This is a genomic window from Vibrio sp. 1249-1 (assembly GCF_033340495.1).
Map to the genome: position 1 here is coordinate 51,386 of NZ_JAWOWJ010000019.1, position 18,406 is coordinate 69,791.

The window sequence follows — 18,406 nt, forward strand, 5'->3', positions numbered from 1 at the left end:
CCTTTCTTGCCTTTCTTGCTACTTTTAAAGCAAGAGAATAAAAAACCTCTCCATGAGGGAGAGGTTTATTTAACACTGCTTTGATAAAGGAGACAAAGCTTAGTTTTTAACCTTTGTTACATAAGTCTAATTCTGAGTTTCAAGTGGCTTGTCTGATACATCAACCACCTGATGTGGGTCTTGCGAATCAAGCTTGATGAACAGAGCCAATAACCCCATCGCGGCCATGCCCCAGAACACAAGCGGTCCCCAGTGCTCATAACCCCAACCACTCAATACGGTCATTAACGCGATAAATGCGCCCAACGGAATCGCGTTATACAACGCTTGCAACGCTACGATCTTATTTTCTTCGGAGTTTTGGATATATTGGATCGCGGCAATGTGTGCGGTAGCGAAAGTCACACCATGTAGTAGTTGAACAATCACCAAAGCAATAATCGATGTTGTCGACGCCGTAATACCCCAACGCATCATTACACCAACGGCAGCAGCAATAAACAGCGCGCGTATTGACCAACCTACGAATAAGCGCTTACTCAGTGCAAACACTGCCACTTCTGCGGCCACTCCTAAGCTCCACAAGTAGCCAATGACATCTTCCGAGTGACCAGCGGCCTTCCAGTGAATCGCACTAAAGCCGTAGTAAGCCGCATGACTGCCCTGAATTAGTGACACCAACACTAAGAATTTTAGTATCGGTTTGTCAGTCAAAAGAGCGGTCAGCTTTGGACGTTCTGCGCTTTGCCCACCATGCGTTACAGGCATTGGGTTAGTCGGTCGCATAGCAAACAGCAACGAGATAAACACGCCGAACATCGCAGTGTACAAGATCATATCGGAGCCAAATTCAGCCACCAGGTAGCCCACTGCCGTCGAGCCTGCGATAAAGGCGATCGAACCCCATAGCCGCGTGCGGCCATAATCGAGCATTTTCAGGCGAGCGTAGTAATTTGCCATCGCGTCCGACAACGGAATAATCGGTCCACAACAAAGATTGAACAACACTGTCGCTAGTGCCATTAACCAAAAGCTACCACCCGTAAAAAAGTGAAATCCAACAAAAAGGAGGGCAGCGAAACTCAACCAACGTAAAGCAGGCATAAGATGTTCGACTTTGTGTACTCGTGGGGTGATCACGATATTGGCAACACAACGTGTCGCAAGGCCTAACCCGACCAGCAAACCGATATCTGTCGAAGATACGCCCTGATCCTTAAACCAAAGTGACCAAAATGGCAGATACACGCCATACGCAAAGAAGAATCCGAGAAAGTACTGGGAAATCCAGCCATACGGAGAAGGTTTCAACATTACTAATATCCTAAAACGGGAACACCAACGTTCGAGCCGGGAATTATGGATCGCCATGCGTATTATAAAAAGGGAAGAATAAGAAACTTATCGTTTCCTCGATGGAATACTAACTTTGCGACATTTGGCATCTTCAAGCAAAAACATCGTAATTTAGACCAAAGTCGTCTGGCTTCCGGTAAGAAATTTGTCAGACTTAGAGAGTGTTCCTTCCATCATTATTGGGTGTTCTCATGCCTGACAAATTTAACATGCAATCTCCACCGTTCGATCGCTTAACTGAAGCACAACAAACGCGACTGCGATCGTCTCTGGACGTCGCCTACTATCGAGCTCGAGATGTTATTTTATCCTGCGGACAGAAGAACCCCCACTTACATATTCTGATCAAAGGCGCGGTAGAAGAGCGCTCCAACGATCAACAGGAAGTGTTCGCACATTATGCCAACGACGATATGTTCGATGTACGCTCGTTACTTGAAGACAAGGTACGTCATCACTACATCGCGCTTGAGGACACGCTCTCTTACCTACTGCCGAAAGAAATTTTCCTTGCCCTTTACAACGAAAATGGCCAGTTTGCAGCCTATTTCGATAACAATTTATCGAAACGGCAAGAGCTCATCGAAGCGGCCCATCAACAGCAAAACTTAGCGGAGTTTATTCTCACTAAAGTTGACCGCAGCATTTATCACCCACCGATGATCCTCGAACCAAATACACCAATTAACGAGGTAACACGTTCCTTAAAAGAAAATGGGATTGACGCTGCATTGGTTCAACTCCATGGCGATGATCCACGATTGGAAAAATGGCCATCAGCCCACCCGTACGCAATAGTGACTCGTACTAATATGCTGCATTCTGTGATGTTGGATGGTTGCGCGCTCGACACACCAGTGGGTGAGATCGCGAGCTTTCCTGTTTATCACGTTGATGATGGTGACTTTCTATTCAACGCCATGATCACAATGACCAGAAACAGAATGAAACGCCTCATGGTATGTGAAGGTAACAGAGCCGTTGGCATGCTGGATATGACCCAAATTCTTAGCGCGTTCTCAACCCACTCTCACGTGTTAACGCTCAGTATTGCTCGAGCAAGCAGCGTGGTAGAGCTCGCTTTGGCCTCAAACCGCCAACGTCAATTGGTCGAGAGCTTATTGAAAAACGGCATCCGCACTCGCTTCATCATGGAGCTGATCTCAGCCGTAAACGAGCAAATTATCGAGAAAGCGTTCGAGTTAGTAATACCACCAGCCTTGCACGACCATTGTTGCTTGATCGTACTCGGCTCTGAAGGCCGAGGAGAGCAAATTCTCAAAACCGATCAAGACAATGCCCTGATTATTCAAGATGGTCTGGAATGGCCTCATTGCGAACAAGTGATGCAATCCTTCACACACACACTACAACAGCTCGGTTATCCACTTTGCCCTGGTAAAGTGATGGTTAACAACCCGAAATGGGTCAAAACACAGCAAGAATGGATAAGCACCCTAAACCACTGGATAGCTAAAGCTGAACCACAACAAATCATGGACTTAGCCATTTTCAGTGACGCCCATGCTGTTGCTGGGAATTGCGAGCTGCTGGCTCCAATTGCGGCGCATCTTCGTGACACAATGAAAGATCGCATGTTGATATTGTCTGACTTTACTCGCCCTGCCTTGCAGTTTTCGGTGCCCCTAACTCTATTTGGCAACGTAAAAAGTGCTAAAGACGGATTGGACATTAAACGCGGCGGTATTTTCCCAATTGTACACGGCATTCGCACCTTGTCTTTGGAATATGCCATTGAGGAGAAGAACACGTTTGAGCGCATTGAAGCTCTGAGAAATAAGCGCATCTTAGAACCCGAAACAGCAGATAATCTCAACGAAGCACTAAAATTGTTCTTTAAACTTCGCCTTAACCAGCAACTCAAAAAGCAAGAAGCGTTGAATAACATTGATATTAAACAACTGGATAGAACTGAGCGTGATTTGCTTCGCCACAGCTTACATGTGGTGAAGAAATTTAAGCAATTTTTAGGCTTCCATTATCAAATTCGTGATTAACCCTGATTTTCATAAATCACAGAGGCGTAGGCAATGAACTGGTTACAACGCAAATACTGGCACTACAAACTGAAAGGTTCGCCTTATCAGTCGCTGTTTTGCACGCCAGATAAAACAGAATACGTCTCTCTTGACTGCGAAACCACCAGCCTTGACCCAAATCGCGCCGAGCTGGTGACTATTGCAGCCACCAAGATCATCGACAACCGCATCATCACCAGTCAACCATTTGAAGTCCGCTTACGCGCGCCGCAATCGCTCGACTCAGGCTCGGTCAAGATCCATCGAATTCGCCACCAAGACTTAGTCGATGGCATCAGTGAAAAAGAGGCGCTGCTCGAGCTGCTCGACTTTATCGGCAACCGACCACTTGTGGGCTATCACATTCGTTACGATAAAAAGATCTTAGACCTTGCTTGTCTGCGGCAACTTGGCTTCCCACTTCCTAACCCACTGATCGAAGTCAGTCAGATTTACCACGATAAGTTGGAACGACATTTGCCGAATGCCTATTTCGACTTAAGTCTGGATGCCATTTGTAAACACCTCGAACTTCCTATCCAAGACAAACACGACGCCTTGCAAGACGCGATTTCTGCCGCTTTGGTCTTTGTCCGCTTAACGAAAGGCGATTTACCCAACCTAACCGCGCCGTATACATAAAAATCAGTTGACCTAGCTCCCAGAAATGCTTTTGTTTCAGCGATTTCCCGGCGCTTCCATCACTCTCATCCTAAAGTCTAATTGTGGAAATGCGCGCGGTGACTGACAGTTATAAGCACAACGTCGTCATTACCACGACCAAGTTATTTAGAACCAAAAAACAGCCCTACAAAAATATATTCAAAATCTTATCTAGATTGGTGTAAGGCCGAGAAATAAGGCACAAGGAGAGAAGCCATGAGCGAAGCCCACGTTTATCCGGTAAAAGAAAATATTAAAACTCATACACACGCGGATAATGATACTTACTTAGCCATGTATCAGCAGTCGGTAACCGATCCAGAGGGCTTCTGGAACGAACACGGCAAAATCGTTGATTGGATCAAACCTTTCACCAAAGTAAAAAGCACTTCTTTCGACACTGGCCATGTTGATATTCGCTGGTTTGAAGATGGCACACTGAACGTCTCGGCTAACTGTATTGACCGTCATCTTGCAGAACACGGGGATGACGTCGCCATCATTTGGGAAGGCGATGATCCAGCCGACGACAAAACACTCACTTTCAACGAACTGCACAAAGAAGTGTGTAAATTCTCCAACGCATTGAAAGAGCAAGGCGTACGCAAGGGCGACGTGGTGTGTCTATACATGCCAATGGTGCCAGAAGCCGCTGTGGCTATGCTCGCTTGTACCCGTATTGGTGCGGTTCACACCGTAGTATTTGGCGGTTTCTCACCAGAAGCGCTATCCGGCCGTATCATCGACTCTGACGCTAAAGTCGTGATAACCGCAGACGAAGGCGTACGTGGCGGACGCGCTGTTCCACTGAAAAAGAACGTGGATGAAGCACTAACCAACCCAGACGTAAAAACCATCAATAAAGTCGTCGTGCTTAAACGTACAGGTGGTGATGTTGAATGGCATGAACACCGTGATGTTTGGTGGCACGAAGCAACAGCCAACGTTTCTGACGTTTGCCCACCAGAAGAGATGAAAGCCGAAGACCCGCTGTTCATCCTCTACACATCTGGCTCGACAGGTAAACCTAAAGGCGTACTACATACTACAGGCGGTTACCTCGTCTACGCGGCAATGACCTTTAAATATGTCTTCGATTATCAACCAGGTGAAACCTTCTGGTGTACCGCGGATGTGGGCTGGATTACAGGCCATACTTACCTAATTTATGGTCCACTAGCGAACGGGGCCAAAACCATTCTGTTTGAAGGTGTTCCAAACTACCCAAGCACGGCTCGTATGAGTGAAGTGGTTGATAAGCACCAAGTGAACATTCTCTACACTGCGCCAACCGCTATTCGTGCACTAATGGCAAAAGGTAACGAAGCGGTAGCAGGGACATCTCGTTCAAGCTTACGTGTGATGGGTTCAGTAGGTGAGCCTATCAACCCTGAAGCGTGGGAGTGGTACTACAAAACGATTGGTAACGAGAGCTCGCCTATCGTTGATACTTGGTGGCAAACAGAGACCGGCGGTATCTTAATTGCACCACTACCAGGCGCAACAGACTTAAAACCAGGCTCAGCAACTCGACCATTCTTCGGAGTCCAACCTGCACTGGTTGATAACATGGGCAACATCATTGAAGAAACCGCAGCAGAAGGTAACTTGGTGATCCTTGATTCATGGCCAGGTCAGATGCGTACTGTTTATGGCGACCACGAACGCTTTGAACAGACCTACTTCTCAACCTTCAAGGGAATGTACTTTACTAGTGATGGGGCTCGTCGTGACGAAGACGGTTACTACTGGATCACGGGCCGTGTTGATGACGTACTAAACGTGTCGGGTCACCGCATGGGTACCGCTGAAATAGAATCGGCTCTTGTCGCACATCATAAAATTGCTGAGGCCGCTATTGTGGGCATTCCGCATGATATCAAAGGCCAAGCTATCTACGCTTACATTACCTTGAACGATGGTGAATTCCCGTCAGCAGAGCTACACAAAGAAGTGAAAGATTGGGTGCGTAAAGAGATTGGTCCAATTGCAACACCAGATGTACTGCACTGGACGGATTCCTTACCGAAGACTCGTTCTGGTAAGATCATGCGTCGAATCCTGCGTAAAATTGCAACGGGTGATACCAGCAACCTCGGAGACACATCAACGCTTGCCGATCCGAGCGTTGTAGATAAACTTATCGCAGAGAAAGCAGAATTGGCATAAATTCAACCAACTGTTTTAAAAGCACTTTAAAAACCGCCATCACTCATGGCGGTTTTTTGCTTTAGTGCACAAATTGGCCACACAAAAAATATGGCAATTATGTTGTTTTTGTTAACTTGGTTACAGAAACGAGAGTGGCTATTAGGAGATTAGACCAGTAAATTGCTGCTAATTGCTATGAATTAGCTATAATCTTGGTCGATTTTTTAAAATTTGCTCGGTTTTAACAAAAAAATCGTGCTGAACTATCGTATATTTGGGAATATAAACGTTCCACTCACGATAAGGGAAGATAGCAACACAATGTCTGCAAAGTCACGGATTCTTGTTCTAAACGGACCAAATCTTAATCTATTGGGTCTGCGCGAACCGACACACTATGGTCACAGTACCTTAGCTCAAGTTGTGGATACTCTTACAGAGCAAGCCCATAACGCTGGGGTAGAACTGGAACACCTACAATCAAATCGTGAGTACGAACTGATTGAAGCCATTCACGCTGCCTATGGCAAGATTGACTTCATCATCATCAATCCAGCGGCTTTCACTCATACTAGTGTGGCGCTGCGAGATGCATTACTTGGCGTCGCCATCCCATTTATTGAGGTGCACTTATCAAATGTGCACGCACGTGAACCATTCCGTCATCACTCTTATCTGTCAGATAAAGCAGAGGGTGTGATTTGCGGTTTAGGCGCACAAGGTTATGAATTTGCTCTGTCTGCAGCGATCAATAAGCTACAGACAAAGTAACCCTAACACTCTGCAACCCTACGAGGGTTGTCTTAATCACAAGATAAAAGAGAAAGAAAAGATGGATATTCGTAAAATCAAGAAGCTAATTGAGTTAGTTGAAGAGTCTGGCATTGCTGAGCTAGAGATCTCTGAAGGTGAAGAGTCAGTGCGCATCAGCCGTCATGGCACTGCAGCCCCTCAAGCACCAATTCACTACGCAGCAGCTCCAGCGGCGGCACCTGCTCCAGTAGCAGCGGCACCAGTAGCGGAAGCGCCAGCAGCAGAAGCTCCAGCAGCAACACCTGCAGGTCACCAAGTTCTTTCTCCAATGGTTGGTACTTTCTACCGCTCTCCAAGCCCAGACTCTAAAGCATTCGTAGAAGTGGGTCAGAAAGTAAATGCTGGCGATACTCTATGTATTGTTGAAGCAATGAAAATGATGAACCAAATCGAAGCGGACAAATCTGGCGTTGTTACAGCAATCCTAGCTGAAGACGGCCAACCAGTTGAATTCGACCAACCTCTTGTTGTAATCGAATAAGCGGGGCTTGCCTTATGCTAGACAAAGTAGTCATCGCGAACCGAGGTGAAATTGCACTTCGTATTCTTCGCGCTTGTAAAGAATTAGGTATTAAGACCGTCGCTGTTCACTCGACAGCTGACCGCGATCTTAAGCACGTACTACTCGCAGACGAAACCGTATGTATCGGCCCTGCTCGTGGTATCGACAGCTACCTAAACATTCCACGCATCATTTCTGCAGCAGAAGTGACTGGTGCTGTTGCTATCCACCCAGGTTACGGCTTCCTGTCTGAGAACGCAGACTTCGCAGAGCAAGTTGAGCGCAGTGGTTTCATCTTCGTTGGTCCAAAGGCAGACACTATCCGCCTAATGGGCGATAAAGTATCTGCTATCAATGCAATGAAGAAAGCAGGCGTTCCTTGTGTACCGGGTTCTGACGGCCCTCTAGACAATGACGAAGAGAAAAACAAAGCATTTGCTAAGCGCATTGGTTACCCAGTAATCATCAAAGCATCTGGCGGCGGCGGCGGTCGTGGTATGCGTGTTGTTCGCGCAGAGAAAGACCTTATCCAAGCCATTGCAATGACACGTGCTGAAGCAAAAGCGGCGTTCAACAATGACATGGTTTACATGGAGAAATTCCTAGAAAACCCTCGTCACGTTGAAGTTCAGGTTATTGCTGACGGTCAAGGCGGCGCAATCCACCTTGGTGAGCGTGACTGTTCAATGCAACGTCGTCACCAAAAAGTAGTGGAAGAAGCTCCAGCACCTGGTATCACCGAAGAAATGCGTAAGTACATCGGTGAACGCTGTACTCGTGCATGTATCGAGATCGGTTACCGCGGCGCAGGTACGTTTGAATTCCTATACGAGAACGGTGAGTTCTACTTCATCGAAATGAACACTCGTATTCAGGTAGAGCACCCAGTAACAGAGATGGTTACTGGCATCGACCTAATCAAAGAACAGCTTCGTGTTGCAGCGGGTCAGCCTCTGTCATTCACTCAAGATGATATTAAGATCCGTGGCCATGCGATTGAGTGTCGTATCAACGCAGAAGACCCTGAGCGCTTCCTACCATCTCCGGGTAAGATCGAGCGTTTCCACGCTCCTGGCGGTATGGGTGTACGTTGGGAATCTCATATCTACACAGGCTACACAGTACCACCTCATTACGATTCAATGATTGGTAAACTGATCACTTACGGTGAGAACCGTGATGTAGCGATTGCACGTATGAAAAACGCACTGGGTGAGATGATCATCGAAGGCATCAAAACTAACGTGCCACTGCAATTCTCCATTATGAATGACGAAAACTTCCAACACGGTGGTGCAAACATCCACTACCTAGAGAAGAAGCTTGGCTTACAATAAGCCTAAGCAAACGTCTTAAAAAATGCCCACTCCCGTGGGCATTTTTGTTTTATATGTACGCAAAGGGCTCAACATATAAATCGGCTTATTTGGGTATATACTCAAACAAATCGTAGAGTTCTGGTAAACTCTGCGCCACTTCATTCACTTTAAGAGCAAAAACCAATGCCTTGGATTCAAATCAAACTCAACGCGACCAATGAAAACGCTGAGCAAATCGGCGATATGCTAATGGAAGAGACTGGCGCGCTGTCTGTTACATTCTTAGACGCGCAGGATACACCTGTATTCGAACCTCTACCTGGCGAAACTCGCTTATGGGGCGATACTGATATTCTGGCACTGTATGATGCAGAAGCAGACACTAACTTCATCATCGACCAAATTAAAGCGAGCAATATGCTGGCTGACAATTTTGCTTACAAAGTAGAACAGCTTGAAGATAAAGACTGGGAACGCGAATGGATGGAAAACTTCCACCCAATGAAATTTGGTGAACGCTTATGGATTTGTCCAAGCTGGCGCGACATTCCAGATCCTGACGCTGTTAATGTTATGTTGGATCCAGGCCTTGCATTCGGTACGGGTACTCACCCTACAACAGCACTTTGTCTTGAGTGGCTAGAAAGCATGGACTTAAGCGGTAAGACCGTTATCGACTTCGGTTGTGGCTCAGGTATTCTTGCGATCGCAGCGATCAAACTGGGCGCTGAAAAAGTGATAGGGATCGACATTGATCCTCAAGCCCTGCTTGCTTCAAAAGACAATGCTGAGCGTAATGGCGTTGCAGACAAACTAGAAGTTTACTTACCGCAAAATCAACCTGAAGGTCTCGTCGCTGACGTCGTTGTGGCCAACATCCTTGCGGGACCTTTACGTGAACTTGCACCTATCATCAAAGGACTAGTTAAGCCAAATGGCGACCTCGCTATGTCCGGCGTATTAGACACTCAAGCTGAAGATGTTGCGAACTATTACCGTGACGAGCTTCACATTGACCCGATTGTTGAGCAAAGTGAATGGTGTCGCATCTCTGGTCGTAAGCAAGGCTAGACAAGGTTTTCAGAGCTAATTGTTTGAAATTCATACAATTTACAAAAACAATTTGTAAATGCTCAAATATTAGTCTTTTCACGCAGTGAAAAAATGCGTAAAATGCGCGCCCTTGCTGGTACAGAACTGTGATGACGTTTTGAAAATCGGAAACTATCAACTTAAGAACAATCTAATCGTAGCCCCTATGGCTGGTGTAACGGATAGACCATTTCGCGAGTTGTGTCTTCGCTATGGTGCGGGAATGGCCGTCAGTGAAATGATGTCTGCTAACCCAAAACTATGGGGAACGTCAAAGTCGAAACAGCGCATGGTACACGAGGGCGAATCGGGCATTCGCTCTGTACAGATTGCGGGTTCCGATCCACAGCTTATGGCGGACGCAGCTCAATTCAGTGTTGAGAACGGTGCACAAATCATCGACATCAACATGGGCTGCCCGGCAAAAAAAGTGAATAAGAAGCTAGCGGGCTCTGCTCTGCTTCAATACCCAAACATTATCGAAGAGATTTTGAAAGCGGTCGTGAATGCAGTGGACGTTCCTGTAACGTTAAAGACTCGAACTGGCTGGGATACAGACAACAAGAACTGTGTCCAGATCGCTAAATTAGCCGAAAACTGCGGCATACAAGCTCTTGCTCTGCATGGCAGAACGAAAGCATGTATGTACAAAGGTGAGGCCGAATATGACAGCATTAAAGCGGTAAAAGAGGCGATTTCAATTCCGGTTATCGCGAACGGTGATATCGATAGCCCGGAGAAAGCCAAATTTGTACTGGAGTACACCGGTGCGGACGCTTTAATGATTGGACGCCCTGCCCAGGGTCGTCCTTGGATTTTCCAGGAAATCCATCACTATTTGGAAAACGGCACCACAATGGAGGAACTTCCAACTGAGGAAGTGAAAACCATTATGCTTGGTCATGTAAATGCTCTGCATGAGTTTTATGGGGAGTTCTTAGGTCCACGTATCGCGCGCAAGCACGTTGGGTGGTACCTGAAAGAGCATGAACAGGCAAGTGAGTTTCGCCGTACCTTCAACGCTATCGACGCAGCTCCGCTGCAAATTGAGGCGTTAGAAGGTTATTTTGATAACGTTGCATCATAATTAAGAGAAGAGCTAGACCGAATATGTTCGAACAAAATCTGACTTCAGAAGCATTAACAGTAACTACAGTAACGTCACAAGACCAGATTACTCAGAAGCCTTTACGTGACTCTGTTAAAGCGTCTCTTAAAAACTACCTTGCTCAACTAAACGGCCAGGAAGTAACAGAACTATACGAATTAGTTCTAGCTGAAGTTGAACAGCCACTACTAGATACTATCATGCAGTACACTCGCGGTAACCAAACTCGCGCAGCAACTATGATGGGTATCAACCGCGGTACTCTTCGCAAGAAACTTAAGAAATACGGCATGAACTAATTAAGTTTCACATCTCATTGATATTAAAGCCAATATTCGTAATGAATATTGGCTTTTCTCTTTTAAAACCCACAAAAAAACCCAACTACGTCAAACCACTTTCGTATAGCTTTTACTAAATCTAATCTCCTGCACAGCTATGTGCTTAAAGTTTTTTCATATGAGCTTTACTAAGATTAAATGAGAACTTCACCAAACAATTCTCAATGGCAACGTATAGATCCTCAACACGCACAAAGAGGAAAATATATGCACACCTTAGTAAACAAACCATTTGATAGATTACTAACCGTCAAAGAAGTATCAGCAATCATGGGACGCTCCCCTAAGACGCTCTGGCGCTGGTGGAAAGTAGAAAAACGATTCCCTGTACCAATCAAGTCAAGAAATCGTGCTCTAGGCTGGAGAGAGAGCCAGATAGAGCACTTCTTGAGCCAACATAGCAGTGATTAACCGCGGGTTGCTGTTGCTAAAATTATGTCCGAAATTGAGAACATTAAGCTAGTTTTATCAATGACAAGTTAGTCATCAAAGCCTGAAAGCACATAACATTAAACCGAAATAGGTGTGGGGTATTTATTAATATCCCTACCTTGCTTTTCACTTCCATTGGTTTAGAAGCAATCAAGAAACGTCAGCAGCCATGAGCCAATATACAAATAACCCATATATTTCAATCGATGGTATGCATTGGGAAGTTAACGTGGGAGCTAAGTGCCAGTATTTTATAAACCAAACTCGATTAAAGGCGATGATCCGCCAACTAAACCTCATGCAAGAAGCCTATGCTCGAGTTATCTGTATTTCATTTCAACTACATCTACCTGAAGGGGCGTATTCTGATGATAACAAATGTATAAGTAATTTCTTCCGGCACAGCAAGACACTACTAACACGAACTCACAAGCTCAAAAAAATTGGCTACTGCTGGGCAAGGGAGAGAAGTAAATCAAGTCAGCAACACTATCATATATGGCTCTTTCTTGAGGGTAGAAAAGTTCAATCTTCACACCGCATCATCGAGTTCTTAAAGAGTCAATGGAAAGAAATAACCATTGAAGGGAAACTAAGCGTTCCTGAACATTGTTACTACAAACTACATCGAGACAATATTCAACTCAAACGTGAGATCATCTACAGGCTGTCTTACCTTACTAAAGAGCGCTCTAAAGAAACAATCCACCAGCTAAAGAAGTATGGGTGTAGCAGACTATTGTAATTTTTATATATGTCAGTGGATCTAAATTACTAAGATTTCTATTTCTCAGGTGAGCATGTCGCCAGATGAGTATCTAGCTGTAGGGGGAGATAGGGTAGCCAACACCTTAGCTACCCTTGTACAGTGCAGTTTTTAATATGTATTGATGAGCTTACTTTCACCTTTGTACATTACAAATTCATCCGAAACCATACCATCTATAGAGGTGTTGTAGCTTTTATGTATAACACCATTATCTTGGCTAAAGTAGAAATTCGATGTTCCTCGTACATAGCCCCCATAACTGTTTTTGGCTTGATAAGTTGCTAAATAACACCAAGACGCCGAACCAGTAACATATGAGTATAGGTTACCTGTAAGCCAACACTTGTATTCACTGACAATTTTAAAGTTTTTCAAACTGTCAGGATCTTTTAAGCCCTCTCTAACTAAATTCATTAAGATCTCTTTATTAGCCTCAAGATCTAGCTTGATACCATGATCCATATCCTTGGGTGTAGACTGACATCCAACTAGCAACATCGATGACGACACCATAAGCGAAATCCAATACTTCACTGCAATTCAATCCTATTTAGTAAAATGATGGCGCAAAGATACATGCCGCGAAGTAAAGCATCAATTTTTTAATATGAAGTTTTGCTCACCTATTCACCTACAGCAGGTATAGATATATTTACAACATTATCTTGAACTTCCATTTCTAAAAGCTTGCTAAACCAGAGGTTTAAAGCTCTCCTTTTCTTTTCCAAGTGTTGTGATCGGTTGTAAATCCCCATCGTTCCTCCTAAAGCATGACCTAACATTTGCTCTACGATATAGGGTTCTACCCCCAAGTCGTTTAGCATTGTCGTGAAAGTCCTGCGAATATCATGGAGCGTCCAACTGTGTTCATGATTTAGCTTTTTCCAAAGCTTACCACCGAAACTAGAAACAGCTTCAGGGCGCTTTACATCTCCCAGAAGGTAGTCATTTGAACCACTATTTATTAGTAATTTAATGTAGCCAGCTACCTGTTCAGGGATTGGGCGCTGAATGGCGTTGCCTGTTTTGCTTTTATGCTTGGGAACTGTCCAAATTAAACTTTCCAAATCCCACTCATCAACCGTAGATAATCTAATTTCCTGCGTCCTGCACCCAAAAAGAATCAGTAGGTAAAACAGGTGTCTGTAATAAGGAGGGTTCTTTTCGTTTGAGGTCCACTTCCATACATCATGAAGTTCTTCCCACTCTAAAACCCTATCTCGCTTGTATTGCTTCTCACCTACATCTACCACGTTTAGATCATCGAGTGCGTGAGATACGGCAAAGTGCCTTACTCGACAGAATTTCAATGCTTGCTTGGCATTCTGAAGGATATAGCCTGATGCTTTGGGGGCGGCACGATGATAAGTACCATTAGTAATCGCATCAAAAACTTCAACCCAGTGCCTTGTCTCACATAGCTCTAATGGCAAGTGTCCTATTAATGGGTATACGTGCCTTTCAAATTGCGATCGGTGCTTATGGTAATTCTTACGACGCTTTTCAGCATAGTTCACCAACCAATACTCCAGAGCACCTTTGACTGTTACAACATCAATAGATTTTCTTTTTTCTAAATCTTTATGCAACTTAGGGTCTGTCCCCTTAGCAAGAATCTCATTGTACTTCCTAACCTTAGAGCGCGCTTCCAGTAGGCTCAAATTAGGATATTTCCCTAAAGCCAAATCTCTCGGTTTTCCGTTGTAGCGATAACGGTACACAAAAGACAAGACACCTGTTTTACGATGATAAACATACAAGCCATCACGATCTGACAACTTAATCGGTGACCTCGTATGCTCCTTTCCAAGCATGGATTTGAGTTTTGAATCAGTTATAGCCATATCAAAATCGTATCGAAATAATTTACTAAACTATACACACACCAAATAAAACCCACAATACAACCCAAAAATCTTTGAGAAAAACCAACACTAATTGAGAACAACCAAGAAAAACCCAGAACAAAATAAACAAAAAAACAATCAGTTAAAAACAAAATCGAGAAAACAAAAGATTAAATGAGATATAAAGATTGATAATACGGCATGAACTAAGACCGTTTTTCAAAAAGTATTTGGAACAAGCCGTTACCTTTTTAGGTAACGGCTTTTCTTTATCTACTAAAACACTACGAATAACGCTCACTTTGTTCAGTATTACCAACTGGCTTTAAGATAACTACTGCTGAGCCAAACAATAGCAAAGCCACGACAGCGACCCATTCATTGCCTACAGAATACGCGAAGCCCGCCAAGGCAGACCAAATCGCGACACCAAAGTGCATCATACTCATTCCAGAAGACATTAACACACCTCGATATTCATCAGATAAGCTTGCGATATGTGCTTGTAATGCCGGAGAACCAAACCCTCCAGCAAGAGACCAGAGCACTAGAGCTGGAAGATAAGCGGTCACCGTACTCATCTCATTTGAGAACACCCATGCACTGCAAGGTATGCACACCATTAAAGCCACTCGCATAACGGCTCGAGAGCTACCAAGCCAGCGAGAAGCTCTCGCCACGCACATATTTCCAACCACACTCACGATCCCTAGAGCTGCATAAATAGCGCCCACCCAACCGAGCGCCAAATCACTGGTATCTCGAATATGAAGGCCTATCAGGTTAAATACACCAATACCTCCCCCTAGGCCTAAACACATCGCTAGAATCGCCCTCAACGCGCCTGGAAGATGAATGACGTCTGTGATAGGTGGCAGAGTATCTGACTTCTTGGACTCATTATGCTTGTTGTTCATGGACACTACGCTCATGGCACCGACAAAAAGAGCCGCAACGCCCAAAATAATAAAAGCGGCACGCCATGATAAAAGCTGGGTCAACAATGCTCCGATCGCCGGGCTAGTTATCATACCTAGCGTTAATCCCGCCTGAACCATCACAATTTGACGCATCGCTCTATTACCCTTCGCGTCTCCCGCTAACGCGAATGCAATTGGTAACATGCCTGCACTTGCAATACCAGTGATCACTCGAGTTGCAATAGCAAGTTCAAAATCATGAACTATGCCCGTCGTAATAGACGCAACCCCAAATACAAAGCAAGCAGGCACCATGATACGAATACGCCCAACTCGGTCTGATAAACGGCCCAAGTAAGGAGCGCAAATTGCTATGGCTAAACTATATGCTGTAATAAATAAGGTCACCTGACTCGGTTGAACACTTAAATCATTTCCGATAGGTTCAAGAATAGATCCAAGCATCAACTCATCAGCACCAACAAGAAAAGCCACGAGAAATAGGATCATGGACTGCATCATAGCTCCACCTCCTGTTCTGTTTCCGATTCAGCACAAGTGAGCAACGAAATATCTAAAACTCTATCAGGCCAAGATTGCAAAAATGCCTTCTCATGAGATACTACAATCACGCTACCGGAAAAGCGCTGGAGAGCCTCTTTAAGCGCATTTTTACTGCTGCTATCCAAATGTGTTGTTGGTTCGTCCAACAGCAAAACATTGCATTTCTGAACCGATAAACAACACAACTTCACCCGAGTTTGCTCACCACCGCTCAATGTATCTAAGTGGCGCTGCGTCTTATCCCCCGTAATCCCAAAGCGAGCTAATAGCTTGCGTGACTCTTTGCTTGAGATTGTTGGCGCACAAGAGCACAGCTCCTGTTCAGGTGTGTTCTGAGGATGGCGCCAAGACAAATCTTGAGAAAAATAACCAATCATTGCACCTTTTGCCAATACCACCTCACCAGAGAGTGGCTCGATCTCCCTCATCAGGGTTTTAAGTAAGGTCGACTTACCCACGCCGTTAAAACCAGCAACAACCAACTTTTCCCCGCGCGCTAACGTGATATCAAGCGCAGGAAGCAGAGGCTGCTGATAACCTATCATCAACGCTTTTGTGTCAATCACATACTGTTGCCCAATAGGCTGGTGAGCAAAGTCAAACATCGATACTTTTTCTATATTATTCAGTTGAATAGGTTCGATTTTATCCAGTTTTTTCTTGCGTCCCTTAGCAAGACTCGCGTTAACTCCAGCGCCATTTTTGGCAATAAATTGCTCTAACTTTCGAATTTCATTTTGCTGAGCCTTATATTGCTTTTCTAACAAAGCACCGTCGTGATGCTTTTGCTGCATTGCTTTGACATAAGTGCCGCTGTATTTTCGGACCGTTTGATAATCAATATCACAAATACTGGTCGCTACTTGATTAAGGAAGTCAATGTCATGAGAAACCAGTAAAACAGTGCCAGTGTAATCGTTGAGAAACGTGACCAACCATTCAATGTGCAGAGCATCAAGATAGTTTGTCGGCTCGTCGAGAATTAACACATCGGGGTTGCGGAGTAACAACCTCCCTAAAAGGACTTTGTGCCTTTGACCGCCACTTAGCGAGACAAGCGGTGTATCTAAGCCAAATTGATAAATACCAAGACCTACAGCAACTCGTTCAATTTTGGTATTAATTGCATAGAAGTCTTCATCTTCTAAATATGCCTGTAGCCGAGCGACTTGGCTTAAAAGAGATGTAGAGTGAGACTCGGTCATCGCCTGATACAAAGTCCAAAGCTTCTGCTCGGCAGCGTATAAGTTCTCAAAAGCACTCTTTAAGCATTCATAAACCGTCAGCACATTATCGATCTTAAAATGTTGTTCTAAATACCCCACCTCAAGGTTTGGTAACCATTCAATGCGGCCCTTATCTGCAGATAATTCACCGAAAAGCAGTTTCAATAAGGTGCTTTTTCCAACACCATTCGCTCCGGTGATACCTACTTTCTCTCCCACGTTAATACGAAAGGTCACGTTGTTGTATAATGTCTTATCGGCTATCTGATAAGACAAATTTTTAACTTGTAAAATACTCATGTTTTCAACCAAATAAAAAAGGGCCGGTGATCAATACCGGCCCTTATTTCAATACTGGGAAATGCTTTGTAGCTGCTTAACAGATACAAAAAGGCCGATGATGAAATATCACCGGCCATCTCTTCTCTTTTATCAGGTGTACAAGCACCTGCGTATAACTTCAGCGAAGCTACCCACACATAAAACACCTGATGAAGATTAATTTAAGACTCCGAGCAACACTTCATCGCGTTTTTTGCACGGAGTTCAGCCTTCTTACAAAGCTTTTAAACAAGAGATATAACATGATTTACTGTCGAAAAAACATTCGATGTGAAGCGTACACCTTTAGAATAAAAAGTACCAGATAATTATTAAAAACTATCGTGACTTAGACGAAGATCCACTGAAAGAAGACCTTTCCTCAGTCAATGTGCTAGGTGAACGACTTACTCAGCAAACACAGCTATGAAAGCACCTATACCGCTCACGTTATACGTACGTAGTGGTGGCTTTGAAGGTTGGAGAGGGTTAGAGGGAAGAAGTAGCGAATATACTTTAAGACACTGGCTTAAATAGATCGACAAAACAAAATCCATGTTTGGAAAGTTTTAAATGCGCTGAGTTTATATTAATAAGCGCCTATGGCTAAATCAAAACATCTAAAGCAGAGAAATCTCCCCCGAAAATAACATAACCTATTGAATAAATTTTCCAGGTAATAATAAAGGAAGCTTTGGTAAGTTAAGCACAGGGGCTCAAAACTAGCGCTCGAGACTGCAGAAACCACACAAAACTGCGTTCCACTTCACTCATAACAGGGCTTAGAAAGCATCGCCAGAGGGAAGCCGGCCTCTCGATGCAAGGTTTCAATATGAAAGTGGGTTTAAGGTAAGTCGGGGAACCAAAACGAAAAAAGCCTCAGTCTTTCGACTGAGGCTTAATATAAGTGGCGGAGTGGACGGGACTCGAACCCGCGACCCCC

16 protein-coding genes are annotated in these 18,406 nt (G+C 44.5%); 11 read left to right on the forward strand and 5 right to left on the reverse strand.

What is annotated here, in order from left to right:
* Positions 1-126 precede the first annotated feature (126 nt).
* The gene (locus R7Z50_RS21840; RefSeq protein WP_005382367.1) at positions 127-1,314 is read right to left on the reverse strand and encodes a 3-phenylpropionate MFS transporter; all 1,188 of its coding nucleotides are present in this window, start codon (positions 1,312-1,314) and stop codon (positions 127-129) included.
* Between the two features lie 233 nt (positions 1,315-1,547).
* Here R7Z50_RS21840 and R7Z50_RS21845 point away from each other — a divergent pair, with 233 nt between their 5' ends.
* From R7Z50_RS21845 to R7Z50_RS31600, 11 genes are all read left to right on the forward strand, one after another.
* Complete coding sequence (locus tag R7Z50_RS21845) at positions 1,548-3,374, forward strand: DUF294 nucleotidyltransferase-like domain-containing protein (RefSeq protein ID WP_158156983.1); 1,827 nt, start codon at positions 1,548-1,550, stop codon at positions 3,372-3,374.
* A 33-nt stretch (positions 3,375-3,407) separates the two neighbouring features.
* Positions 3,408-4,037 (forward strand): 3'-5' exonuclease, encoded by a 630-nt coding sequence (locus R7Z50_RS21850; RefSeq protein WP_005382363.1) that lies wholly within the window; start codon positions 3,408-3,410, stop codon positions 4,035-4,037.
* A gap of 237 nt (positions 4,038-4,274) precedes the next feature.
* Positions 4,275-6,227: an acetate--CoA ligase gene (gene acs, locus R7Z50_RS21855; protein ID WP_005386359.1), complete on the forward strand. Its 1,953-nt coding sequence runs from the start codon at positions 4,275-4,277 to the stop codon at positions 6,225-6,227.
* Between the two features lie 303 nt (positions 6,228-6,530).
* Positions 6,531-6,980, forward strand: coding sequence for a type II 3-dehydroquinate dehydratase (gene aroQ / locus R7Z50_RS21860; RefSeq protein ID WP_054579330.1), 450 nt, complete (start codon positions 6,531-6,533; stop codon positions 6,978-6,980).
* 61 nt (positions 6,981-7,041) lie between these two features.
* Positions 7,042-7,503 carry an acetyl-CoA carboxylase biotin carboxyl carrier protein gene (accB, locus tag R7Z50_RS21865; RefSeq protein WP_005386355.1) on the forward strand — a complete coding sequence of 154 codons (462 nt, stop codon included), beginning with the start codon at positions 7,042-7,044 and terminating at the stop codon, positions 7,501-7,503.
* A gap of 14 nt (positions 7,504-7,517) precedes the next feature.
* Positions 7,518-8,861: an acetyl-CoA carboxylase biotin carboxylase subunit gene (accC, locus tag R7Z50_RS21870; RefSeq protein ID WP_005382509.1), complete on the forward strand. Its 1,344-nt coding sequence runs from the start codon at positions 7,518-7,520 to the stop codon at positions 8,859-8,861.
* A gap of 165 nt (positions 8,862-9,026) precedes the next feature.
* Positions 9,027-9,914 (forward strand): 50S ribosomal protein L11 methyltransferase, encoded by an 888-nt coding sequence (gene prmA / locus R7Z50_RS21875; protein ID WP_005382507.1) that lies wholly within the window; start codon positions 9,027-9,029, stop codon positions 9,912-9,914.
* Positions 9,915-10,053: 139 nt separating this feature from the next.
* Positions 10,054-11,022 carry a tRNA dihydrouridine synthase DusB gene (gene dusB / locus R7Z50_RS21880; protein WP_005382505.1) on the forward strand — a complete coding sequence of 323 codons (969 nt, stop codon included), beginning with the start codon at positions 10,054-10,056 and terminating at the stop codon, positions 11,020-11,022.
* 23 nt (positions 11,023-11,045) lie between these two features.
* Positions 11,046-11,342 (forward strand): DNA-binding transcriptional regulator Fis, encoded by a 297-nt coding sequence (fis, locus tag R7Z50_RS21885; protein WP_000462885.1) that lies wholly within the window; start codon positions 11,046-11,048, stop codon positions 11,340-11,342.
* 249 nt (positions 11,343-11,591) lie between these two features.
* Entirely contained in the window at positions 11,592-11,795 is a 204-nt protein-coding gene (locus R7Z50_RS21890) for a helix-turn-helix transcriptional regulator (RefSeq protein ID WP_074534750.1), read from the forward strand.
* 319 nt (positions 11,796-12,114) lie between these two features.
* Positions 12,115-12,561, forward strand: a complete 447-nt coding sequence (locus R7Z50_RS31600; RefSeq protein WP_375792658.1) for an inovirus-type Gp2 protein — start codon at positions 12,115-12,117, stop codon at positions 12,559-12,561.
* Between the two features lie 132 nt (positions 12,562-12,693).
* Here the strand turns inward: R7Z50_RS31600 and R7Z50_RS21895 are convergent, their stop codons facing one another.
* The 4 genes from R7Z50_RS21895 to R7Z50_RS21910 form a co-directional block, all read right to left on the reverse strand.
* Positions 12,694-13,047 carry a hypothetical protein gene (locus R7Z50_RS21895; RefSeq protein WP_064376988.1) on the reverse strand — a complete coding sequence of 118 codons (354 nt, stop codon included), beginning with the start codon at positions 13,045-13,047 and terminating at the stop codon, positions 12,694-12,696.
* A gap of 161 nt (positions 13,048-13,208) precedes the next feature.
* The gene (locus R7Z50_RS21900) at positions 13,209-14,429 is read right to left on the reverse strand and encodes a tyrosine-type recombinase/integrase (RefSeq protein ID WP_029855171.1); all 1,221 of its coding nucleotides are present in this window, start codon (positions 14,427-14,429) and stop codon (positions 13,209-13,211) included.
* Positions 14,430-14,716: 287 nt separating this feature from the next.
* The gene (locus tag R7Z50_RS21905; protein WP_318149258.1) at positions 14,717-15,874 is read right to left on the reverse strand and encodes an MFS transporter; all 1,158 of its coding nucleotides are present in this window, start codon (positions 15,872-15,874) and stop codon (positions 14,717-14,719) included.
* Positions 15,871-17,442 (reverse strand): ABC-F family ATP-binding cassette domain-containing protein, encoded by a 1,572-nt coding sequence (locus tag R7Z50_RS21910; protein ID WP_318149259.1) that lies wholly within the window; start codon positions 17,440-17,442, stop codon positions 15,871-15,873. The genes R7Z50_RS21905 and R7Z50_RS21910 overlap by 4 nt, the downstream gene beginning before the upstream one ends.
* Between the last annotated feature and the right edge of the window lie 964 nt (positions 17,443-18,406).